Here is a 22,566-nt window from a genome sequence, read left to right as displayed (position 1 = left end):
GGCGCTGATCGTATAACGCGAAAACGCCCTCGTCACCGGAGTAACGGGGCGCTTTCGCGGAACAGCGGGAAGAACGTCAGTCGTTGCCGTTACCGCTGCCCGGCGTCGTCTTCTGGATCTGGAGCAGGAACTCCGCGTTGGACTGGGTCTTCTTCATCCGGTCCAGGAGGAGCTCGATCGCCTGCTGCTGGTCGAGCGCGTGCAGCACCCGGCGCAGCTTCCAGACGACCGCCAGCTCGTCGGTGCCGAGCAGGATCTCTTCCTTACGGGTGGAGGACGCGTCGACGTCCACCGCCGGGAAGATGCGCTTGTCCGAGAGCTTCCGGTCGAGCTTGAGCTCCATGTTGCCGGTGCCCTTGAACTCCTCGAAGATCACCTCGTCCATGCGCGAGCCGGTCTCGACGAGCGCGGTGGCCAGGATGGTCAGCGAGCCACCGTCCTCGATGTTGCGCGCGGCGCCGAAGAAGCGCTTCGGCGGGTAGAGCGCGGTCGAGTCGACACCACCGGACAGGATGCGGCCGGAGGCCGGCGCCGCGAGGTTGTACGCGCGGCCCAGGCGGGTGATCGAGTCGAGCAGGACGACCACGTCGTGGCCCAGCTCCACAAGGCGCTTGGCGCGCTCGATGGCCAGCTCGGCGACGGTGGTGTGGTCCTCGGCGGGACGGTCGAAGGTCGAGGAGATGACCTCGCCCTTCACCGACCGCTGCATGTCGGTGACCTCCTCCGGACGCTCGTCGACCAGGACGACCATCAGGTGGCACTCGGGGCTGTTGACCGTGATCGCGTTGGCGATGGCCTGAAGGATCATGGTCTTGCCGGTCTTCGGCGGGGCCACGATGAGCCCGCGCTGGCCCTTGCCGATCGGGGCCACCAGGTCGATGATCCGCGTCGTCAGGATGTTGGAGTCGGTCTCCAGACGGAGCCGGTCCTGCGGGTAGAGCGGCGTCAGCTTCTGGAACTCGGGGCGGCCGCGGCCCGACTCCGGGGCCATGCCGTTGACCGAGTCGAGGCGGACCAGCGCGTTGAACTTCTCGCGCCGCTCGCCGTCCTTGGGCTGGCGCACCGCGCCGGTGACGTGGTCGCCCTTGCGCAGACCGTTCTTGCGGACCTGGGCCAGCGAGACGTACACGTCGTTCGGGCCCGGCAGGTAGCCGGAGGTCCGGATGAACGCGTAGTTGTCGAGGATGTCCAGGATGCCCGCGACGGGGATCAGGACGTCGTCGTCGGCCACCTGTACATCGCTGGCGAAATCGTCGCGGCCACGACGGCCACGGCGGTCGCGGTAACGGCCGCGACGGCCGCGACGGCCGCCCGCCTCGTCGTCGAAGTCGTCCTGCGGACCGTTGTCACGGTTCTGCTGACCCTGACCCTGGCCTTGGCCCTGACCCTGGCCCTGGCTCTGCCCCTGGCCCTGACGCTGCGGGCGCTGCCCGCCGCCGCCCTGCTGACCCTGGTCGTCGCCCTTGCCGCGGCGGTCACGCTGACGCTCACGACGCTCGCCGCGCTCGCCACGGTCGCCCCGCTCACCGCGGCCCTGACGGTCGCCACGACGGCCCTCGGCCGTGTCGGCGGCGGCCTCTGCCTTGGCGTCGCCCTTCGGCTCGCCCCGCTCCTCGGTCTTCTGCTCCGCCTGGGGCTCCGCCTTGGCCTTGACCTCGGTCTTCGCCTCGGTCTTGGTGTCGGGGCTGCCCGCCTGCGCGGTCGCACGACGGCGACGACGCTCGCCCGAGGGCTGGTCGTCGCTGGCCGGCTGACCGGGGATGTCGATCTGCTGCTGGGCCGTGTCCTTCTCGGTGGCGGCAGCGGCGGCCTCGTCCCCGGTGCGCGCCTTCGAGGTCGCGCGGCGCTTCGGCTTGCCCTCCGCCTCGGCGGGGGCCGCCGCGGCCTTGGAGGAGGCCTTGGGGGCTGCGGATCCGCCACCCGCCTGCGCCTCCTTGATGACCTCGATCAGCTGGCTCTTGCGCATCCGCGCAGTGCCCCTGATACCGAGGCCGGACGCGACCTGCTGCAGCTCGGCCAGGACCATGCCCTCAAGGCCGGTGCCGGAGCGGCGGCGCCGTGCGGTGGTGCCAGTGGCAGCACCTTCGGCGGGCGCGGCGCTGTCGACGCTCTTGTCGGCAGTCACGCCCATCAGATCGGTGGTGTCGCTCACGAAGGGTCCTTCCCTGGAGCGGACGTCGGCCTTCTGGCTCGGCGACCGGTTGTGCTGTCCGACTGCGGTCTGTTGATCTTGCTGGATCGCGGACCTTGCCGGGGCGGTGGTCCGCCGGGTGTACGGCGGAGAGATGAACGTGCGGGGTCCGGCGCGAGATCCCCCTGCTCGGCCCACTCCTGGACCAGCGAGGGGTGTCGTGCCGGTTCCGGAGCGTGCTCGAAACTGCTCAGGCAGGCTGCTCAGGCAGTTGGGGAGGCTCCCGGAAGAATGGTGGTCCCGGAGGGGGACACGAAGCAACGCGCCTAGAAGACGTCGGTTGCAGACTTGAGGTTAACACTACCGGCTCCAACAAACATTCCCCCTCTCGCCCACCGGTAATCACATGCGGTTACGCGGCCAGCGGCAGCACCATGGCGCCCCTCGCGTCGAGGGCCAGCCGGTTCGCCGCCCAGCCCTCCCCCGCCAGTCGGGCGACCTTGTCGGCCGAGCCCTCCTCCGTCAGCGCGAGGACCGTGGGCCCCGCACCGGAGATGACCGCGGGCACACCGTCGGCGCGCAGACGGCCCACCAGCTCCACGCTCTCCGGCATCGCGGGGCCCCGGTATTCCTGGTGGATCCGGTCCTCGGTGGCGGCGAGCAGCAGTTCCGGGCGGCGGGTCAGGGCCTCGACGAGCAGGGCCGCCCGGCCGGCGTTGAGGGCCGCGTCGACGTGCGGGACGGTGCGCGGAAGCAGGCCGCGCGCCGTCTCGGTGAGCACCGGGCGCCCCGGTACGAAAACCACCGGGACGACGGATTCGGCGGGGTCCATCCTGATCGCCCGGGCCGCGCCGCCGTCCATCCAGGCGAGCGTGAATCCGCCGAGCAGACAGGCCGCGACATTGTCGGGGTGCCCCTCGATCTCGGTCGCCAGCTCCAGCAGGGCCTCGTCATCGAGGCGGACGTCGCCGCCCGTCGTCACCGCGCGGGCGGCGACGATTCCGGCGCAGATGGCGGCGGAGGAGGAGCCGAGGCCTCGGCCGTGCGGGATGCGGTTGGCGCAGACGATCTCCAGCCCACGGGGCTGGCCGCCGAGCAGGTCGAACGCGGTGCGCAGGGAGCGCACGAGCAGGTGGCTCTCGTCGCGGGGCAGCGTCCGGCTGCCCTCACCTGCGATGTCGATATGCAGCCCGGAGTCGGCGACCCGGACGACGACGTCGTCGTACAGCCCCAGCGAGAGGCCCAGGGAGTCGAACCCGGGCCCCAGGTTGGCACTGGTTGCGGGGACGCGCACCCTGACGGCGGCGGCTCGGAACGCGGGACCGGCCATCGGTCGGACCACTCCTTGTAAGGCGGCGGGGATGCAGTGCGGGTGGCTCTGCGGCGGCGGGGCGTGCGGACGGGCTCACGGGCGGGGGCGAACGGTGGGGGTCGGGGCGGTGGGGGTGGGGGTCGGGGGGTGCGGAGGGATCCGAAACGGTGCGGGAATCCGGCGGCCGGCCCGACGGCCACGACGGGAACCGCAGACGTGGCGGTCCGGCGGGCGGATGCCGGGCGGATGGGGTACAGCTTATCGAAGGAAGGTTCTGTGGCGACATAGGGCGCACAGGAGGCGCACGATGCGTGTCGCCCGCCTCCCATGCGCTCTCCGCCCCGGAAAGGGGCTGGTTGAGCGGGTTGCCGCCGTCGCCCGGGCCGGTCGCGGCGCTTGCCGGCGCCCGGCCCGGGACCCGATCAGAGGAGTCCGAGCTTCTCGGCGGCGGTGGCCGCGTCGACCGGGACGGTGACCGGCTGCGGTGCTCCCGCGACGGCCCAGTCGGGATCCTTGAGGCCGTTGCCGGTGACCGTGCAGACGATGCGCTGGCCGGGGTCGACCTTGCCCTCTTCGGCGGCCTTGAGCAGGCCGGCGACGGAAGCGGCCGACGCGGGCTCCACGAAGACGCCCTCCTGGGAGGCCAACAGCCGGTACGCGGACAGAATCTGCCGGTCCGTCACCTCGTCGATGAAGCCGCCCGACTCGTCGCGGGCGGCCAGGGCGTAGTCCCAGGAGGCCGGGTTGCCGATGCGGATCGCGGTGGCGATCGTGGACGGGTCCTTGACGACCTCGCCGCGCACGATGGGAGCGGAGCCGGAGGCCTGGAAGCCCCACATGCGCGGGGAGCGGGTCGAGACGCCGTCACCGGCGTACTCGGTGTATCCCTTCCAGTACGCGGTGATGTTGCCCGCGTTGCCGACCGGCAGGACATGGATGTCGGGGGCGTCGCCGAGCGCGTCGACGATCTCGAACGCGGCGGTCTTCTGGCCCTCGATACGGACCGGATTGACCGAATTGACCAGCGCCACCGGGTAGTTGTCCGAGAGCGAGCGGGCCAGCGTCAGGCAGTCGTCGAAGTTGCCGTCGACCTGGAGGATCCTGGCGCCGTGCACGAGCGCCTGGCCCATCTTGCCGAGCGCGATCTTGCCCTGCGGCACGAGGACGGCGCAGACCATCCCGGCGCGCACCGCGTACGCCGCGGCGGAGGCCGAGGTGTTGCCGGTGGAGGCGCAGATGACGGCCTTCGCCCCCTCCTCCTTGGCCCGGGTGATGGCCATGGTCATGCCGCGGTCCTTGAACGAACCGGTGGGGTTGGCGCCCTCGACCTTGAGGTGCACCTCGCAGCCCGTGCGCTCGGAGAGGACCTGCGCCGGAACGAGCGGCGTACCGCCCTCACGAAGCGTGACGACGGGCGTCGTGCTCGTGACCGGAAGCCGGTCCCGGTACTCCTCGATGATGCCGCGCCACTGGTGGGTGCCCTTGCTGGTCATGGGTCCTTTACTCCCCTTCAACACGCATGATGCTGGCGACACCGCGCACGGTGTCGAGCTTGCGCAGCGCTTCGACGGTCCCGGAGAGGGCGGCGTCGGGCGCGCGGTGGGTGACGACGACGAGGGATGCCTCGCCGTCCGAGTCCGGCCGGCCCTGCTGCCGCACCGTGTCGATGGATACGCCCTGCTCGGCGAAGACCGTCGCCACCTGGGCGAGCACGCCCGGCTTGTCGGCCACGTCGAGGCTGATGTGGTAACGCGTGACGACCTCGCCCATGGGGCTGACCGGCAGGCGCGTGTAGGCGGACTCACCGGGGCCGGTGGCCTCGCCCAGTTTGTTGCGGCAGACCGCGACGAGGTCGCCGAGAACCGCGGAGGCGGTCGGCGAGCCGCCGGCGCCGGGCCCGTAGAACATGAGCTGCCCGGCCGCGTCGGCCTCGATGAAGACCGCGTTGTACGCCTCGCGGACCGAGGCCAGCGGATGGCTGAGCGGGATCATCGCGGGGTGCACGCGGGCGGTGACGGAGGCCCCGTCGGCGGCGCGCTCGCAGATGGCCAGCAGTTTGACCGTGCAGCCCATCCGGCGGGCGGAGGCGATGTCGGCGGCGGTGACCTCGGTGATGCCCTCGCGGTGCACCTCGCCGATCTTCACGCGGGTGTGGAAGGCGATCCCGGCGAGGATCGCGGCCTTGGCGGCGGCGTCGAAGCCCTCGACGTCGGCGGTCGGGTCGGCCTCGGCGTATCCGAGGGCGGTGGCCTCGTCGAGCGCCTCGGAGTAGCCGGCGCCACTGGTGTCCATCTTGTCGAGGATGAAGTTGGTCGTGCCGTTCACGATGCCGAGCACCCGGTTGACCTTGTCCCCGGCGAGCGACTCGCGCAGCGGACGCACCAGCGGGATGGCCCCGGCGACGGCGGCCTCGTAGTAGAGGTCCCGGCCGTACTTCTCGGCGGCGGCGTGCAGGGCCGCGCCGTCCTCGGCGAGCAGCGCCTTGTTGGCCGAGACGACGCTCGCGCCGTTCTCGAAGGCGGTGGTGATGAGCGTCCGGGCCGGCTCGATGCCGCCGATGACCTCGATGACGACGTCGATGTCGCCCCGCTCCACGAGCGCGGTGGCGTCGGTGGTGACCAGTGCGGGGTCGATGCCCTCACGCACCTTCGAGGGCCGACGGACGGCCACGCCGGCGAGCTCGACCGGCGCGCCGATGCGCGCCGCGAGGTCGTCGGCGTGTGTCGTCATGATGCGCGCCACCTCTGAGCCGACCACACCACAGCCCAGCAGCGCCACCTTCAGCGGACGCGTACGCATCATCCGACCTCGTCTCTCATACCTGGACCCTCCGGCGATGGGGGGCGGCGTCGCGGTGCTGGGCACGCGCGTCTGCGGCGTTGTCGTCAATCACCATGGCTCCGCCATGCCTCAATCCTCCGCCTTGCAGCCGCACGCACCCGGCAGCGCTTCTTCTCCCGCCCCCATCGCCGGAGGGCCATGCTCATGTGTGGACCAGTCTCACTCACCGGACGGGAGTTTCTGACCCTCGTCCGGATCCTGAGATAACTATTTCATCAGCCGACATCGAGACGCAGGAGATCTTCCTCCGTCTCGCGCCGGACGATGACGCGCGCCTCTCCGTCGCGGACCGCGACGACGGGCGGGCGCAGTGCGTGGTTGTAGTTGCTGGCCATGGAACGGCAGTACGCGCCGGTGGCGGGGACGGCGATCAGGTCGCCGGGAGCCAGATCGGCGGGCAGGAACGCGTCCTTGACCACGATGTCGCCGCTCTCGCAGTGCTTGCCGACGACCCGGACGAGCATGGGTTCGGCGTCCGAGGTGCGGGAGACGAGCGCGACGCTGTATTCGGCGTCGTACAGCGCGGTGCGGATGTTGTCCGACATGCCGCCGTCGACGCTGACGTACGTCCGCAGCCCCTCCAGGGGCTTGATGGTGCCGACCTCGTACAGCGTGAACGCGGTCGGTCCGACGATGGCGCGGCCCGGCTCGACGGAGATACGGGGGGTGCGCAGCTTCGCGGACTCGCACTCGCGGGTGACGATGTCACTGAGCGACTTGGCGATCTCGTGCGGTTCGCGGGGGTCGTCCTCGGAGGTGTACGCGATACCGAGACCGCCGCCCAGGTCGATCTCGGGCAGTTCGACGCCGTGCTCGTCGCGGACCTCGGCCAGCAGCCGCACCACGCGTCGGGCGGAGACCTCGAAGCCGGCCATGTCGAAGATCTGCGAGCCGATGTGCGAGTGGACGCCGATGAGTTCGAGACTGTCGAGCGAGAGGGCGCGGCGCACCGCCTCGGCGGCCTGCCCGTCGGCGAGCGCGATCCCGAACTTCTGATCCTCGTGCGCGGTGGCGATGAACTCGTGGGTATGGGCCTCGACGCCGACGGTGACGCGGATCTGCACCCGCTGGCGGACGCCGTGACGCTGGGCGATGTGGGCGACGCGGGCGATCTCCTGGAAGGAGTCGAGCACGATCCGCCCGACGCCCGCCACGACGGCCCGCTCGATCTCGGCGACGGCCTTGTTGTTGCCGTGGAAGGCGATGCGCTCGGCGGGCATGCCCGCGTCGAGGGCGGTGGCCAGCTCACCCCCGGAGCAGACGTCAAGATTCAGCCCCTCTTCCTTCAACCAGCGCACGACGGCGCGGGAGAGGAAGGCCTTCCCGGCGTAGAAGACGTCGGCGTCCGGCCCGAAGGCGTCCGACCAGGCGCGGCAGCGGGCGCGGAAGTCGCTCTCGTCGAGGAAGTAGGCGGGGGTGCCGAACTCCTCCGCGAGCCGGGCGACGGTCATCCCGCCGACGGTGAGGGCGCCGTCCGCGTCGCGGGTGACGGTGCGCGACCAGACCTTCTCGTCGAGGACGTTGAGGTCGGCGGCGGGCGCGGAGTAGTGCCCCTCGTTGAGGACGTCGGCGTGACGGGGTCCTGCGGGGTGTGCGGAGCGGCTCATCGTGATGTTCTCTCGGGTCTCTTCTGATCGCGTCAGAGGTGTTCGGGCGCGCGGATGCCGAGCAGGGACAGGCCGCCTGCCAGCACCGTCCCGGCGGCTTCGGCGAGAGCCAGCCGGGCACGGTGGGCGGCCGAGGGTTTCTCGTCACCGGCGGGCAGGGGCGGGCAGGAGTCGTGGAAGTCGAAGAACGCGTGGGCGACGGCTTCCAGCTGCCGGGCGACCCGGTCGGGCGCACGGTGACGAGCTGCCGCGAGCAGGACGCCGGGGTGGTCGGCGATGAGATCGAGGAGGGGGCGGGCGGCGGCGTCGTCATACAGGGGGCCTTGGCCGTGCGTGGCGTGCGTGGCGTGGCTCTCACGGTACGCGGCGGGCTCGGCGTGCGCGGCGGGCTCGGCGTCCGGCGCGTGCTCGGCGCTGAAGCCGAGGAGGGCGGCCCCGCGGGTGAGGGCATGGGCCCTGGCGTGGGCGTAACGGACCCGGAAGAGCGGGTTGGCCTCGCCCTGGACGAGCAGTTCGGGTCCGAGGGCGGCGCGGTCGTGTCCGGCAGGCCGCAGGAGCCCCCAGCGGGCCGCGTCGGACCCGAGCCGCTCCAGCAGCTCCCCCGCGGTGGCCCCGGCGGGGACGGGCCGGATCCCGGCGAGCGGCACGGGGGGCGTCCCGTGCGCGTCGACGGTGACGCCGAGGCGGACCCAGTCCGGGTCGGACGCCTCCTGGCAGCTGACCCGGACCCGGGCGCCCTGGGCGATGACGAGCCGGCGCACGGCGTGGGCGGTGACGGCGGCACGCACCTCCCGCGCGTGGTGGAACTGAAGGACCTCCTCCCGGAGCGCGTCCCCGTGTCCGTACGCGAGGCCCTGTTCCCGTACGGCGTCGAGCACGGCCCTGTCACCCTCGGCCGGGGCGTCGAGGGTGAAGCTCAGGAACCCCGGTCCGGTGATCTCGACCCGTCCGACACCGGGATCGGCGGCGAGGCGTTCGCGCAGAACGCGGGCGACCTCCAGAGCGGGCAGCCCGGCGGGCCCGGCGAGCTGGAGCGCGACGGCGCAGGCGTAGTCCCCGCTGCCGCCGGGCCGGGTCCTCTCCACCCGCACGCGCGCGGGCACGGGTGCGCGCAAGGCATCCTCGTCGACCGCGCGGCGCACGGCGTGCAGCACGGTCCGGGAGAGGTCGGCGGGGGTCACGGGTCAAGCGTAGGCGAGAGAGGGGGGCACTTCGCGACCCGGTTTCGCCATACGGTCGGCCGACCTCGGTCCGACGCCCTTGACCAGCCGGGCCCGGGACAGCTGCCCCGCTCGGCCGGACCGACGGTGGCGCCCCGGTCGGCCGGACCCGGCGGCGGCGGCCCGGGGAGCCGGAACCCGCCGGACGCCCCGGTCAGCCGGTGGCGCTCCCCGCCCGCCCGGCACCGCGCCGACCGTCCACCGAGGTCGCGTCCTCCCCCGTCACCAGCCGGCGCATGATCCGCACCAGCTCGCTCGGCTCGAACGGCTTCGCCAGGAACGCGTCGACCCCGGCCGCCACGCCCGCGTCGACCTCACAGGGCGTACAGGCGCTGATGACGGCGATGGGAAGACGGCAGGTCCGGGGGTCGGAGCGCAGGCGGGTGGCGGTCTCCAGGCCGTCCAGCCGGGGCATCACGACGTCGAGGGTGATCGCGTCGGGGCGGACCCGCTCGACCAGGTCCAGGCATTCGACACCATCGGCCGCGGTCACGACCTCGAAGCCCTCCAGCTCGAGATTGACCCTGATCAGCTGCCGGATGGCCTTGTTGTCGTCGACAACAAGCACGCGGCCGTACGCCCCTGACACCCTTCGAGAATAGGCCGGTCGAAGGGGCGGCGTCAGGGTTTTGTCCACTTCCGCCCCGGACGGGTGGCAACCGCTTCCGAGCCTCCCGGACGAGGACGGATGAGGGGCGGCGGCACGGCGGAATACCTGTTCACGGACACCCTGTGGGAGCTGGTAGTGTTTCACCCGTCGCAGAGCAGCACCGCGATACGCCCCCGTAGCTCAGGGGATAGAGCATCGGCCTCCGGAGCCGGGTGCGCAGGTTCGAATCCTGCCGGGGGCACTTCCGGAAAGAGGGCCTGGCCTGTGTGTGAACACAGGCCAGGCCCTTTCTCGTGCATGCCGAACGTGAACGGTCCTCCGACCGCGTGATTTTCCCCGCGGCACCGGCTCCCCGAGCACGGCGAGACCGAAGTCGATCACCTTGGGGCCGTAGCGGGCGAGCAGCACGACTCGCCGTGCTCCCCGCCGGCTCGGGTCCGCCAACATCCTTCACCCTACGGGCTGTTACGCGGCCGAGCGTTTGGCACCCGATCGAACCCCCGGCGACCACGGCACGGCCGTCGGCGGTGCGTGCGAGAACGCCGCGGCTTCCCCCCGGACGAGGGCGGGGCAAGGCAGCACCGCCCCGTCGAGTGGGTCAGAACCTCCCGTTGACCGGGATCCAGCCGGACCAGGTCTCGGGCTGGTAGAACCTGCCGGTGTCGCCGTCGTAGCGCAGGACCCGAAGACGTACGTTCCCGTCCTCGTGGTAGTCCTTGTCGCAGGTCGCCCAGGTGTCCACGCCGAGCTTGTTGACACAGACCTCCTCGGCGCGCCCGTAGTCGGTGTAGACGCCGACGGCCGCGGACATGCCGTCCTTCTTCGTATCGCCCGCCCAGATGATGTCCCCGTTGTGCTGGAAGCACCCGCCGACGCCGTAGGCGGAGATCGAACCGAGGCACGTGTTCGTCGACGGAGCGCCCTTGGCCGCTGCCATGGCCTCAGCCCGTCCGGCCGGCTCCGCGATCTCCAGCAGTTCCGCAGGTTCCGCAGGTTCCGCAAGGAGGGGAGCAGTCGCCCCGGGCTCGGTGGCCCCACCTTCGACGATCCGCACGTCCGCCGGTATCCGCACTTCCCGGGGGCTCGCCGGTGCGTCGGCGGCCACCGCCGGCGTCGCGGTGACCGCCGAGAACACGAGCGCTGACGCCCCGGCGAGAACGCTCGACTTCGAGCGCCAGTTTTCACGCATGCTTCACTACCCCCGCGCCTGACCTCTGTTACGAGATCACATTTCACTATGTGAACAGAATGTGAGACTAAGAGATCACCGTGACCGATGGAAGGGGCCTCTGTGACGCAGGGGCTCCATGGTGCGGATGGTGCACACATGACAGGCACGCCGCGGACACAGCGGGAGGGGCGGGCACACGCCTGTGACTGCCCGCCCCTCCCGCGTACCGGCGCGCGTACCGACGTCACCGCACGGGAGGCCCCTGGGCCGGCTCTCCCTCGGCGATGTCGTGGAACGAAAGATCGAGGGCGCACTCCGCGGGGATCGCGGCGGAGTCCGCCTCGCGCTCCGCCGGGCCCGCCCCGACCCGCCCGTCCGTCTCGGGCGGAGCTGCCTGACGCTCGCCCGCCTCCAGGCAGCCCGCCGGGCCGTCCACGGGAACAGGCGTCGTGAAGGGCCGGGTCGGTGGATAGGGTGCGCTGCCCGGCGAGCCCGGGCGCGAAGGTGATCGGACGGATCCGGGCCGCGAGCGGCGGGAGGCGGGAGGCGTGATGGAGGGGCACTGTTCGACACCGGCCGGCCTCCGATGTGGCCGCACAGCGATCTCCTGTGGTCGTCGTGCTTGGAGCGGGACGGAACCGGGCAGGTTTGCCAGGACTTATGAGGCTCGACGGCGGGGGGACCGTTATGGAGTCCGATGACCGGTACGGGGCCCCGGGGCGGAGCGCCGAGGGGAGCGGGTGGGGCGGGGCTGTGCCGCCGCCTCCGGACGGGGCGCCCGGGTTCGGGCCGCCGCCACCCTCCCACGCGCCGACCGTTGGGCCGCCGCCGCCCGGTGCGCCTCTGCGTGCGGTCGGCGCCGCGCTGCTCAATCTGACCGGGCTCGGGCTCGGTTACGCCCTGTTGGGGCGCTGGGCGCGGGCCGCGGTGTGCTGGGCGGCGTCGGCGGTGCTGTTGTGGGCGGCGTTGCCGGCCGATCCGGACGGGGTGCCCGGGGGCGTCCTCGTCGGGTATCTGTTCGTGCTGGTGCTCGCCGCCGCCGACGGGGCCCGGATCGCCCGGCGTTCGGCGCTGGGCGGGGCATGGCGGCCCGTTCTCGCGGTCGGGCTCGGCATGGTGCTGCTGGCCGTTCCGGCGGGCGGGGCCGTGGTGTACGGCTCCGCACGGGACGAGGCGCGGGAGCAGCAGCTGCTGGACCGACTGGCGGGCGGGGACGAGCGGGTCGCGGCGGCCTCACGGCAGCCGTTCGACTCGGCGAAGGGCGAGTACGAGCGGGCGCTCGACGTCTATCGCGCGCTCGGCGAGGACCATCCCGGCTCCCGGGCCGCGAAGCTCGTCCCGGACCGCCTGAAGGCGTACTACGACGCCGTCTCCGCCCCGTACGCCGAGAAGCGACTCTGTGAAGCCGTAGCCCCGTTGACCTATCTGCGGACACTTCCGGACTCGGTGGACGAGAGGCTGCTGGGCGCGCTCGCCGCATGGCCCGACGAACCGCTCGCCGCGTCGTTGTACGGGTGCGGTGTGTCGCGTCTGGGCGGGCCGGGCGGCGGCGGTACGGAGCTGGGAGAGCTGTTGCGCACGTTCCCCGACTCCGCCTCCGCGCGGCAGGTGGGGCCGGCGATCGGGAAGCGGATCAAGGACCAGGTCGCGGCGTTGAAGGGGGCCGAGCCGTGTGCGGCCACGGAGGTGCTGCGGGGCCTCGGAGCCACCGCGTCCGACCTGCCCGCCGAGGGCGTGAGGGCGCTGCGCGGCGATGCCGACCAGGGTGTTGTGGACGGGGTGTACGCCTGTGGGGTCGACCAGTTCAAGGACGAGAAGTTCGGCGACGCGCGCACGACGCTGACCGATTTCGCGCGGACGTACAAGAGCGACGGGCGGGTGCGGCAGGCGCGGAACATCGCCATAGCCGCGGAGATCGCCGAGGACCGGCCGGCGGCGGGAAAGCGGCTGCCGCCGTCCAAGCGGCCCGGCGGGGCCCGGATGGAGCTGGTCATCAGCAATGACGCGCCGAACGCGGTCGAGGTGCTCTACACCGGCCCGGTCACCGGCACCGTCACGCTGAAGGCCTGCGCGGGCTGTGAGCGGTACAGCGCCTCCGAGGGCTCGCGGCGGGCTTGCGGGGCGAGCGGCAGGAACTACCCGAAGGCCCGGCTCCAACTCCCCGCAGGGGCGTACCACTTCCTCTACAAGCACGGCACGGGCGCGACCGCCCGGGTGGACAGCTACTCCTCCGGGACGAAGGTCCAGCCGGGCTACACCTTCACCAGTTGCACGTATGTCATCGAGCGGAACCCGTTCGACCTGGACCTTCCGCAGCTTCCGGATCCGATCCGGCCGGTGCTCAGCCCTTGGGGCGCGGGCTCTTCTCGATGACCCGGCCGTCCAGCTCGGCGGTGAGGAAGGCGCCGCCGTGCGAGTCGGAGACGTGGACGCGCAGCACCGGGCGGTCGTCGTGGAAGGGCGACGAGGGGTCCACGATCACGTAACGGCTCTCCGGCTCGTCGACGTTGAGCGTCCTCTCCGCCGTCTTCAGCAGGGCGGGCAGCGCGTCCCAGTCGACGGAGTTCAGGTCGATCGTCGTGGACCCGGACATCAGGGTTCCGCCCATGTCGTCGTTCTTCGCCCGACCGTCGCGGTAGCTGAAGCGGTCGTACAGCGCGGCGTTGGACTTCAGCGGCGCATCGGCGAAGGCGTGCTCGCCGTAGAGGGTGAAATCGGTGACCTTCGTCCCGCCCATGAGCGGCTTCATCGCCTTGACAGCCGCCCGCGCCCCGTCCGGGGTCAGCAGGTCCACGGTCTCCGGTGCCTTCTCCTCGGACCCGCCGGTGTCACCGGGCCCGTCGGAGTCGTCGGCCGCCGGGTCCGGTGCCGGAGCGGAGGCCGAAGGGGCGCCCGCCCGGTCGCGCGGGCGGTCGTCGCTGTCGGAGCCCTTGGAGGAGAACGGGTCGACCGTCCAGAGGACGGCGCCCGCGATCACCACGGCCGAGACGACGGACGACGCGGCGCTGATCCGCCGGACCCGGCGGCCGACGCGGCGGCCGCGCTCGTGCGGGGCGTCGTAGGGGTTGGTGGTGGGCTGCTGGTACGGGTTGCCGCCGGGTGCGGGCGTGGGGGCGGAAGCGGGGGGCGGGAAGCCGTAGCCCGTCGGGACGCGGTCCTCCGGGCCCCCGGACGGGGAGGGCGGGGCGAAGGGCCCGCCGGGCCGGGCGGACGCGGGAGGGTTCCGGTCGGACACGGGTGACGGGAACGGCATGGGCTCAGACGCGGGTCCCGGCCGGGGCGGCGGCGTGGCGGCCGTCCGCGGGGGTGTGCTGTGCACGGCCCCGGGGCGCGCGGACGCGGGCCGTCCCCGTACGGGCTCCGTAGGTGTCGGGGCCGGGCTCCCGCCGGTGCGGGCGGCCTCGGCCAGCAGGCGGTCGAGTGCCTCGGCGTCCGGGCGGGCCGGGACGTCCCTGGTGAGGAGCGCGTTCAGCACCGGGGTGAGGGAGCCGGCCCGTACCGGCGGCGGGATCTCCTCGTCGAGCACGGCGGCCAGGGTGGCCAGGGTGGTGGCCCGGCGCAGCGGGTGGCGGCCCTCCACGACGACGTACAGCATCATGCCGAGGGACCAGAGGTCGGAGGACGGGTCGCCCTCGGTGCCCCGGATCCGCTCGGGGGCTATGTAGTCGGGCGAGCCGATGAGGGCGCCGGTCGCGGTGAGGCTCGTCGATTCCCGGATCGCGGCGATGCCGAAGTCGGTGAGGACGGGGCGGCCGTCGGTGCGCAGCAGCACGTTGGCGGGCTTGACATCGCGGTGCTGGATGCCGGCGGCGTGGGCGGCGCGCAGGGCGGAGAGGATGCCGCGTCCCAGTTCGGCGGCCTCGGCGGGTTCCATGGGCCCGTCGGCGAGCCGGTCGTGCAGGGAGGAGCCGGCCACCAGCTCCATCACGATCCACGGGTAGCCGTCCTCGCCGGGGTCGACGATGTGGTGGACGGTGACCACGTTGGGGTGGTCGACCCGGGCCAGGGCGCGCGCCTCGCGCAGCACCCGGGCGCGCAGGGTGCGGGCGCCTTCGGGGTCGTATTCCGCGAGCGCCGGGTCCGGGGGCCGTACCTCCTTGAGGGCGACATCGCGGTGGAGCGCCTCGTCGCGGGCCCGCCAGACCATGCCCATGCCACCGCTACCGAGCCGCTCCACCAGCGTGAAGCGGCCGTCGATCACCCGTCCCGAAGGGGCCTCTGCGCTCATGGGCCGTAGCGTACGGGGGGCGTACGACAGTGGGGCGGCGGGCCGTGCGGACTGCCGGGCGGCCATGGCGCCGGGCGGCAACACACCGTCGGCCGCGGCTCGTCGACGCGGCGCCGCCGGGCCGCGGCGGCCTCGGGTCGCGTCTCCGTTCGGCCGCCTCTCCGTCAGGCCGCCTCTCGGTCAGGCCGACGTTCGTCTGCGGGAGGATGTCGTCTTCTTCGCCGCCGTGCCACCGCTCGACGACGTCCGCTTCTTCGCCGTGGTCTTCTTCGCGGTGGTCTGATTCGCCGTGGTCTCCTTCGCCGTGGTCTCCTTCCTGGTCGTTCGGCTTCCGCCGCTTCCGCCGCCCCCTGCCGACTTCTTCGCCGCCGACGTGGACTTCTTCTCGCCGGTGGACTTGGGGGCGGGCTTCTTCGTCGTGGAGCTTCCGGAGCGGGTGACCGTCTTGCCGGTCGGGGTGCGGTGCGTGGTCTTCCGCGCGGCTTCGGTGGTCTGCGAGATCTTCCCGGACGTCTTTGACGAGGCCTTCTTGATGGGGTGGACATCGGCCATGTCGCCTTCGCCGCTGCCGCCTTCGTCGTCCCGGGACTTCCTGGCCGCCCGCACGCTGTTCTCCAGGGCCGCGATCAGGTCGATGACCTTGCCGCCGCCGGTGTCCTCGGGTTCGGCCGGGAGCACACTCCCGCCGGAGGCCTTCGCGGCGACGAGTACCTCCACCGCCTCCCGGTAGTCGTCGTGGAGGCTGTCCATGTCGACCTCGCCGAGGGTGTCCATCAGGGCGTCCGCCAGGTCGAGTTCGACGTCGCGGACCGTGACGTCGCCGTCCGGGGCCGCGTCCTCGGGGGCACGGATCTCGTCGGGCCACAGAAGGCCGTGCATGGCGATCACCTCGTCCACGACGCGAAGCATGCCGAGCCGTTCGCGGCCACGCAGGGCGTACTTGGCGACGGCGACCTTGTTGCTGCGCTTGAGGGCCTCGCGGAGCAGCGTGTACGGCTTGGCGGCCGGGACTCCGTTGGCGGAGAGGTAGTACGCCGCGTCCATCTGGAGGGGGTCGATCCGGTCGGCGGGCACGAAGGCGACGATCTCGATCGTCTTGGCCGTGGGCAGCGGGAGCTGGGCCAGATCCTCGTCGGTGATCGGGATCATCGTGCCGTCGACGTCCTCGTAGGCCTTGCCGATCTCGTCGCCGGAGACCTCCTCCTCGTCCAGTTCACAGACCTTGCGGTACCGGATCCGGCCACCGTCGGCGAGGTGGATCTGCCGGAAGCTGATCGAGTGGTTCTCGGTGGCGTTGACCAGCTTGATCGGGATGCTGACCAGCCCGAAGGAGATCGCGCCGTTCCAGATGGACCTCACCGTTCACCCCTTGCCGACCGTTGAGCACCCTTGAGGCACTTAAAGAGCTTTGGCATGGTTTCGTGTGACTCTTATCGTATGACGCCGATCACCGAGGTGGAGGGGCGACGGGTCTCGCTCAGCAATCTCGACAAGGTCCTGTATCCGGCCACCGGAACGACCAAGGGCGAGGTGCTGCACTACTACGCGGCCACTGCGGGCAGCGTGATCCTGCCCCATCTCCGCGATCGCCCCGTGTCCTTCCTGCGCTACCCGGACGGGCCGGACGGCCAGCTCTTCTTCACCAAGAATCCGCCACCCGGTACACCCGCCTGGGTGGGAACCACCGCCGTTCCCCGGAGCCAGGACCCGGGCGCCCGGCAGGTGGTGGTGCGGGATCTGGCCTCCCTGATGTGGGCGGCCAACCTGGTGGTGGAGTTCCACACCCCGCAGTGGCGTGAGGACGCACCGGAGATCGCCGACCGCATGGTTCTCGACCTGGACCCCGGCTCCCCCGCGACCGTCGTGGAGTGCTGCACGGTGGCGCTCTGGCTGCGTAAGCGCCTCGCGGCCGACGGGCTGACCGCGTACGGGAAGACGTCCGGGTCCAAGGGAATACATCTGCTGGTCCCGCTGGAACCGACCCCGTCCGGCGAGGTGTCCACGTACGCGAAGCGGCTCGCCGTGGAGGCGGAGGCGGCCCTTCCGGCGCTGGCCCTGCACCGGATGAAGCGCGCCCTGCGGCCGGGCAAGGTCTTCGTCGACTTCAGCCAGAACGCCGCGTCCAAGACGACCGCCACGCCCTACACCCTGCGCGCCGGGCCCGAGCCCACCGTGTCGGCCCCGGTCACGTGGGACGAGGTCGCCGAGTGCCGGGAGGCCGGCGCCCTGGTGTTCCGGGCCGGGGACATGGCCGCTCGGCTGGATCTGCACGGCGATCTGCTCGCGCCCCTGAACAACCCGGGACAGGCGCGTCCGCTGCCCGCGTGACACACCCCCGGTTCACAGGAATCCACAGCCGAATCGTCTTGACCGGGTCATGACCTTGTTACGGCGCGAGGAAAGGCCACAAGTGGCGGGTGGATTGTCGGACCCGTGGTGCACACTCTGCGCAGGCGCTTTCTCCATGGCGCGCCGGGAGGGGTGTGACGGACAGGGCTCGCCACGGGGGCGCACCTGTCCGGGCGCTGCCGTGATCGTGGGGAGGGGATGGCGTGTTCTCGGGGATCGACGAGGTCGACTGGGCCTCGATGGAGCATGCCTACGGGCCTGCCGATGATGTGCCGGAGCTCCTGCGGGGGCTCGCCTCCGCCGATCCGGCGGAGCGCGAGGCGGCGCTCGACGGTATGTACGGCGCGGTGCACCACCAGGGCGACGTGTACGCGTGCACGCTCGCGTGCATCCCGTTCCTGTTCGAACTGGCCGTGGACCCGGGGGTGCAGGACCGCGGGAGCGTGGTCGAACTGCTCACCAGTATCGGCGGCTTCGACCTCGACGAGGACGACGAGGCGGAGATCGACGAGGACGAGATCGAGGGCGCCGCGAACTACGCGATGGCGGCGGCGGCGGTCACCGCGGGTGCGGGGGTGTTCTTCGAGCTGATCGCCGACGAGGACCCCGGGGTGCGGCTCGCGGCCCCGCTGGCGCTCGCCACGCTGCACCGGCACCCCGTGCGGGTGCTCGCGCTGCTGCGGGAGCGACTGCCGGTGGAGCCCGACGAGGAGGTGCGGCTCGCCCTCGTGGAGGCGGCCGGGCGCGTCGCGCTGCGGCACCGGCCGCTGGCGGGGCGGGTCGCGGAGTGGCTGGGCCGGCTGGTGTCACGGGCGCACTCCCCGGGTCTGCGGCTCGCGGCCCTGGCCCAGCTGGCGCGCTGTTCACCCGACGGGCTGCCCGGCGATGTGGTGCCGGTGGTCTCGGGGCTGCTGCGCGAGATGCGTGAGACGCCGGGCGAGTCCACCCCGGAAGGGGGCGGGCCGGAGGGGGACAGACCGGATCCCGGCCGGGGCCCCGACGCGGAGCCGGTGGATCCGGACTCCGAGCCGGTGGACGTGGACGCGGAGCCGGTGGCCACCGGGGAGACCTGCCGGGGCGAGCAGGTCGCGACGCCGACGCTCGTGGGGCAGTTGCGGTCGCTGTCCGCGCAGGAGAACGCCGGGCGCGGCACTCCTTGGGCCGCCGACCTGCTGCGCACCCTGCATGTCGGCCTCGACGACCGGGTGGGCGACCGCACGGCGCTGCTCGCCGACCAGTTGCGCAGCCCGGACAGCCGGCAGCGCATCGACGCCGTGCGGATGAGCGGCGGGCTGATACGGGCCTGGCGCGGCCCCTACGAGGAGTTGGTGGCGCTCGTCGGCGATCAGCTGTCCGCCCCCGAGCCCCGGCTTGCCGAGGCCGCGTCCCATGTGCTGGAGGAGTTGTTCGGCCTGGCCGCGCCCGCCGCGGACGCCCTGGCCGCCCGGCTGGCCGACCGCCCCGGGGACTGGGTGAAGTCCTGGGCCAGTGGTCCGCCCGGGCTCGGCTCCACGGTGAAGGCCCTGGCTCGCCTCGGCGACGCCCGGGTGGTGCCCGCGCTCGCGGCGGCGCTGGAGCTGCCGCAGGTGGCGCACGACGTGGGCCTCGCGGTGGGCCACCTGGGAGCGGCGGCCCAGCCGCTCGCCGGTGCGCTGCGGCACCGGCTCGCGGAGGTGAAGCTGGACGAGGGCGCCTACGACCGGGCGAGCCCGCTGCTGGCCGGGCTGACCGGGCTGCGGGCGGGCGAGGCGACCCCCGAGGTGCTGCGGGTGCTGCGCGGGGCGCCGGAGTACCGGGGCGAGTGGCTGTGTACGGCGGCGCTGCGGGCGCTGGGTTCGTTCGGGCCGGCGGCGCGGGAGGCCGTCCCGGAGTTGCGGGCGCTGATCCGCCGCCCGGGGTCGGCCTCCGCGACGGAGGCGGCCGAGGCACTGTGGGCGATCTCCGGGGACGCGGACGCGGTGCTGCCGGCGCTGATCGAGGGCCTCCAGTCGCACCATGTGCACGACCGGCGGGCGGCGGCGGTGGCGCTGGGGGCCCTCGGGCCGCGCGCCGCGGTGGTAGCGCCCCGGCTGCGCGGGCTGCTGGCGCATGAGGAGCTGTGGCTGCGGGTCGACGCCGCGATCGCGCTGTGGGAGGTGTCCGGCCGGTCGCGGGAGACCGTCGAGTCGCTGCTCGCCGACTGGGAGCGGAGCCGTCATGTGCGGGTCCGGGTGGCAGAATGTGTGGCACGGATGGGGCCGGTCCCGGAGGGGTCGGCCGCGGCACACGTCCTGCGGAGCGAACTCGCCTCCGTACGCCGTCACAACGCGATGGACGGCGGGTACGGCAGTCATGACATCCATGAGGACGAGAAGCTCCTGGCACTGTGCCGACGGGCACTCCGGGGGACGGGGAAAGGAACCACGGCATGATCATTTTCGGAACCAAGGGCTACCTCTACCAGCTGGCCATCCTGACGATGGTGTGCGGCTGGTGCGGCAATCCGGCGGCGCACACCCTGCGCAAGCGGGTCACGAAGTTCACGCTGTTCTTCGTGCCGCTGTTCCCGTTCTCGTCGAAGTACGTCACGCAGTGCACGTTCTGCGGTGGGGAGCGGCAGATACCCAAGGAGGAGGCGGACCGGTTGCTCGCCCAGGCCGCGGCCGGGCAGGACGGCAACGCCCACGGCCAGGCCCAGCAGCCCGGTTTCACGCCTCCTGGGCAGAACCCGTACCAGCGCTGAACCCGTACCGGCGCTGATCCGTACCAGCGCTGATCCGTACCGGCGCTGATCCGATTCGGCGCTGATCCCGCGGCCCTCCTGACCGCCCCGGCCCCGTGGTCCCACGACTGCGGGGCCGCACAACGTTACGCAGGGGTACGAAGTCGGCATTGCGCACGGTCGTCCGATTAGGGTGTGAGACCGCTGTGTCGTCCGTCGTCGAAGAGGAGGCGAGCCGTGCGCCCGCACCGCGTCCCGGCGGCGCCCCGTACCGCCGTGTCCGCCCTCGCCTCGCTCGTCCTGCTGTCCGGCTGCGGCGCGGCCGGCGAGCTGAAGAGCGCGGGGGACGCGCCGTCGGCCGTCCAGCCCAAGAGCCTCTGGCCGGATCTGCCGCCCGCCTCCGCCGCCCCGTACGACTACGGCGAGGGCGAGACCGCGCGTATCCCAGGGATCCGGTTGACGGACGGCGACGTACGGCGGCTGGACCCGGTGACCGTGGCGCAGGCCGGGCTGAAGGCGAGGACGGACCGGGACAGCGGCCTGGACGAGCTGCCGGACGGGACGGTCCGGCAGATCGAGGCGTGCCGGACCGCCCCGGACGACTGCCCGGTCCTCCCGCCGTACTACCGCGACCTGACCGGCGACGGCAGGGACGAACTGGTGCTCGGCATCCGGATGCCCGACCGACAGCTCGCCGTGCGCGTCTACATGCCGGACGAGGGCCGGCTGACCCGGATCATGTCCACCTACGACGCCGTCATCAGCGTTGAGCTGGCGGGCCGGGACCTGATCATGCGGGCTCCCTCGGTGATCCCGGGGTACGAGTACCGCACCGCGTGGTCCTGGGACGACCGGCAGCGAGCGATGCTGCCCACCCGGGACGAGATCCTACGGACGCCCGAGCACCGGAAGGCACCGAAGCCCTCCCCGGAACCATCCGCGTCCTCCGCGTCGCCCACGTCCGCCACGGGGGCGCGATGAGGCGGCGTCGGTTCCGCTCGCCCTCCTGGACCGCGAGCCTCACCTGGAAGTCCGCGGTCTTCCTGACCGTCATGTGCTGCACCCTGGCCGCCCTCCTCGGCTTCCTGGTGCACACGGCGGTCACCCGGCAGACGGTCGAGCAGGCCCGGGAGAAGACGCTGAGCCGGCTGGAGGTGGTCACCGACGCGTACGAGGCCGGGGAGCCGCTGCCCCCGGGGTCCGGCATCGACCCGCCGGGCCTGCCCGCCTCGCTGCGCGCCCTGGCCGCGAGCGGCGAGCGGGGCACCGTCGTCGCGGACGGGCCGCACCGGCCGGGCGACCCGGACGGGCGGAGCGACCCCGCCATGTGGGCGGCGGGCCCGGCGGACGGGCGGGCGCTGGCCACCTGGACGGACTACGGCCACAGCGCCCGCACGATCGGCGGCCTCGACCGGGCGATCATCGGCTCCTCACTGCTGGCCATCGCCGCCACCCTGCTCGTCGGACTGTTCGCCGTCGGCCGGGTGACCCGCCGGCTCCACCAGAGCGCCCGGGTGGCCCGCCGGATCAGCGCGGGCGATCTCGACGCCCGGGTGCACGATCCCCGGACCGCGCGCCCGGTCCGCGCCCAGGACGAGGTGGCGATCGTGGCGGGCGCGCTCGACACCATGGCCTCGACCCTCCAGCGCAAGCTCCAGACCGAGCAGCGCTTCACCGCCGATGTGGCGCACGAGCTGCGCACCCCGCTGACCGGCCTGTCGGCCGCCGCCGAACTGCTGCCGCCGGGCCGCCCGGCGGAGCTGGTGCGCGACCGGGTGAAGGCGATGCGGGCGCTGACGGAGGACCTGCTGGAGATCTCCCGCCTGGACGCCCGTACCGAGCAGGTCGACCTCGCCGTGCATGATCTCGCGCCGGTCGCGGAGCGGGTCGTCCGGGCGTCGGGCACCGACACCGAGGTGCGGGTGGCGGGCGCGGCCCGGGTGGAGACCGACCGGCGGCGCCTGGAGCGGGTGATCGGCAATCTGGTGGCCAACGCCCATCGGCACGGGGGCCCTCCCGTGGTGCTGAGCGTGGACGGCCCGGTGGTCTCGGTGCGCGATCACGGCCCGGGTTTCCCCGCGTATCTGCGGGACGGCGGGCCGCAGCGGTTCCGCACGGACGGCGCGGGCAAGGGGCACGGGCTGGGGCTGACGATCGCCCTCGGCCAGGCCCGGGTGATCGGCGCGCGGCTGGATTTCGGCAATCCGCCGGACGGCGGGGCGCTCGCCCGGTTGACCCTGCCGGAGTACGTGACCCTCGACGACGGTGACGCCGACGGGAATCCCGGTGGTGACGGGGGCCCGGCGGGGACGGACGACCCGGACGGCTCAACGGGGAACAGCCCTCACACAACGTGACGCATTGCGGACCGTGAGTGGCGATTCTAGCGTGGTCGG

Annotated in this window: 17 protein-coding genes and 1 tRNA gene; 7 read left to right on the top strand and 11 right to left on the bottom strand. The window is 72.5% G+C overall.

What is annotated here, in order from left to right; translation table 11 throughout:
• Positions 1–76 precede the first annotated feature (76 nt).
• The 7 genes from rho to ACZ60Q_RS13715 all read right to left on the bottom strand — a co-directional run bounded on the left by rho (position 77) and on the right by ACZ60Q_RS13715 (position 9,679).
• On the bottom strand, positions 77–2,152 hold the full coding sequence (gene rho / locus ACZ60Q_RS13745) for a transcription termination factor Rho (protein ID WP_469632892.1): 2,076 nt from the start codon (positions 2,150–2,152) through the stop codon (positions 77–79).
• A 391-nt stretch (positions 2,153–2,543) separates the two neighbouring features.
• Positions 2,544–3,461 (bottom strand): homoserine kinase, encoded by a 918-nt coding sequence (gene thrB, locus ACZ60Q_RS13740; RefSeq protein WP_469632890.1) that lies wholly within the window; start codon positions 3,459–3,461, stop codon positions 2,544–2,546.
• A gap of 404 nt (positions 3,462–3,865) precedes the next feature.
• Positions 3,866–4,936, bottom strand: a complete 1,071-nt coding sequence (gene thrC, locus ACZ60Q_RS13735; RefSeq protein ID WP_469632888.1) for a threonine synthase — start codon at positions 4,934–4,936, stop codon at positions 3,866–3,868.
• A gap of 7 nt (positions 4,937–4,943) precedes the next feature.
• Complete coding sequence (locus ACZ60Q_RS13730) at positions 4,944–6,242, bottom strand: homoserine dehydrogenase (RefSeq protein ID WP_469633813.1); 1,299 nt, start codon at positions 6,240–6,242, stop codon at positions 4,944–4,946.
• A 257-nt stretch (positions 6,243–6,499) separates the two neighbouring features.
• Complete coding sequence (lysA, locus tag ACZ60Q_RS13725; RefSeq protein ID WP_469632885.1) at positions 6,500–7,891, bottom strand: diaminopimelate decarboxylase; 1,392 nt, start codon at positions 7,889–7,891, stop codon at positions 6,500–6,502.
• Positions 7,892–7,923: 32 nt separating this feature from the next.
• A complete protein-coding gene (nrtL, locus tag ACZ60Q_RS13720) occupies positions 7,924–9,072 on the bottom strand; it encodes an ArgS-related anticodon-binding protein NrtL (protein ID WP_469632884.1) in 1,149 nt (382 codons plus the stop codon).
• Positions 9,073–9,265: 193 nt separating this feature from the next.
• Positions 9,266–9,679: a response regulator gene (locus ACZ60Q_RS13715; protein WP_469632881.1), complete on the bottom strand. Its 414-nt coding sequence runs from the start codon at positions 9,677–9,679 to the stop codon at positions 9,266–9,268.
• Positions 9,680–9,890: 211 nt separating this feature from the next.
• On the opposite strand from ACZ60Q_RS13715, the gene ACZ60Q_RS13710 reads away from it, so the two are divergent.
• Positions 9,891–9,962: transfer RNA gene (locus tag ACZ60Q_RS13710), tRNA-Arg, on the top strand.
• A gap of 357 nt (positions 9,963–10,319) precedes the next feature.
• On the opposite strand, the gene ACZ60Q_RS13705 is transcribed toward ACZ60Q_RS13710, so the two are convergent.
• Entirely contained in the window at positions 10,320–10,910 is a 591-nt protein-coding gene (locus tag ACZ60Q_RS13705; RefSeq protein ID WP_469632879.1) for a hypothetical protein, read from the bottom strand.
• A 226-nt stretch (positions 10,911–11,136) separates the two neighbouring features.
• Positions 11,137–11,328, bottom strand: coding sequence for a hypothetical protein (locus ACZ60Q_RS13700; protein ID WP_469632876.1), 192 nt, complete (start codon positions 11,326–11,328; stop codon positions 11,137–11,139).
• A 251-nt stretch (positions 11,329–11,579) separates the two neighbouring features.
• Here ACZ60Q_RS13700 and ACZ60Q_RS13695 point away from each other — a divergent pair, with 251 nt between their 5' ends.
• Positions 11,580–13,265 (top strand): hypothetical protein, encoded by a 1,686-nt coding sequence (locus tag ACZ60Q_RS13695; RefSeq protein ID WP_469632873.1) that lies wholly within the window; start codon positions 11,580–11,582, stop codon positions 13,263–13,265.
• Here ACZ60Q_RS13695 and ACZ60Q_RS13690 read toward each other — a convergent pair.
• Both ACZ60Q_RS13690 and ku read right to left on the bottom strand, forming a co-directional pair.
• On the bottom strand, positions 13,234–15,120 hold the full coding sequence (locus tag ACZ60Q_RS13690) for a serine/threonine-protein kinase (protein WP_469632870.1): 1,887 nt from the start codon (positions 15,118–15,120) through the stop codon (positions 13,234–13,236). The two genes, ACZ60Q_RS13695 and ACZ60Q_RS13690, sit on opposite strands and share 32 nt — an antisense overlap.
• A gap of 180 nt (positions 15,121–15,300) precedes the next feature.
• On the bottom strand, positions 15,301–16,479 hold the full coding sequence (ku, locus tag ACZ60Q_RS13685; RefSeq protein WP_469632869.1) for a non-homologous end joining protein Ku: 1,179 nt from the start codon (positions 16,477–16,479) through the stop codon (positions 15,301–15,303).
• A gap of 78 nt (positions 16,480–16,557) precedes the next feature.
• Between ku and ligD the strand changes: the two genes are divergently transcribed.
• The 5 genes from ligD (at position 16,558) to ACZ60Q_RS13660 (ending at position 22,527) form a co-directional block, all read left to right on the top strand.
• Entirely contained in the window at positions 16,558–17,448 is an 891-nt protein-coding gene (gene ligD, locus ACZ60Q_RS13680; RefSeq protein ID WP_469632866.1) for a non-homologous end-joining DNA ligase, read from the top strand.
• Between the two features lie 224 nt (positions 17,449–17,672).
• Complete coding sequence (locus ACZ60Q_RS13675; RefSeq protein ID WP_469632863.1) at positions 17,673–19,880, top strand: PBS lyase; 2,208 nt, start codon at positions 17,673–17,675, stop codon at positions 19,878–19,880.
• Entirely contained in the window at positions 19,877–20,191 is a 315-nt protein-coding gene (locus ACZ60Q_RS13670) for a zinc ribbon domain-containing protein (protein WP_469632860.1), read from the top strand. Before ACZ60Q_RS13675 ends, ACZ60Q_RS13670 begins: the two co-directional genes overlap by 4 nt.
• Positions 20,192–20,407: 216 nt before the next feature.
• The gene (locus ACZ60Q_RS13665) at positions 20,408–21,151 is read left to right on the top strand and encodes a hypothetical protein (protein WP_469632857.1); all 744 of its coding nucleotides are present in this window, start codon (positions 20,408–20,410) and stop codon (positions 21,149–21,151) included.
• A complete protein-coding gene (locus tag ACZ60Q_RS13660) occupies positions 21,148–22,527 on the top strand; it encodes an ATP-binding protein (protein WP_469632854.1) in 1,380 nt (459 codons plus the stop codon). Before ACZ60Q_RS13665 ends, ACZ60Q_RS13660 begins: the two co-directional genes overlap by 4 nt.
• Positions 22,528–22,566: the final 39 nt, after the last annotated feature.

This window comes from Streptomyces sp. NPDC104313, assembly GCF_055583985.1.
Note: the sequence above shows the minus strand (reverse complement) of the source record. Positions and strands in the feature narration are given on the sequence as shown.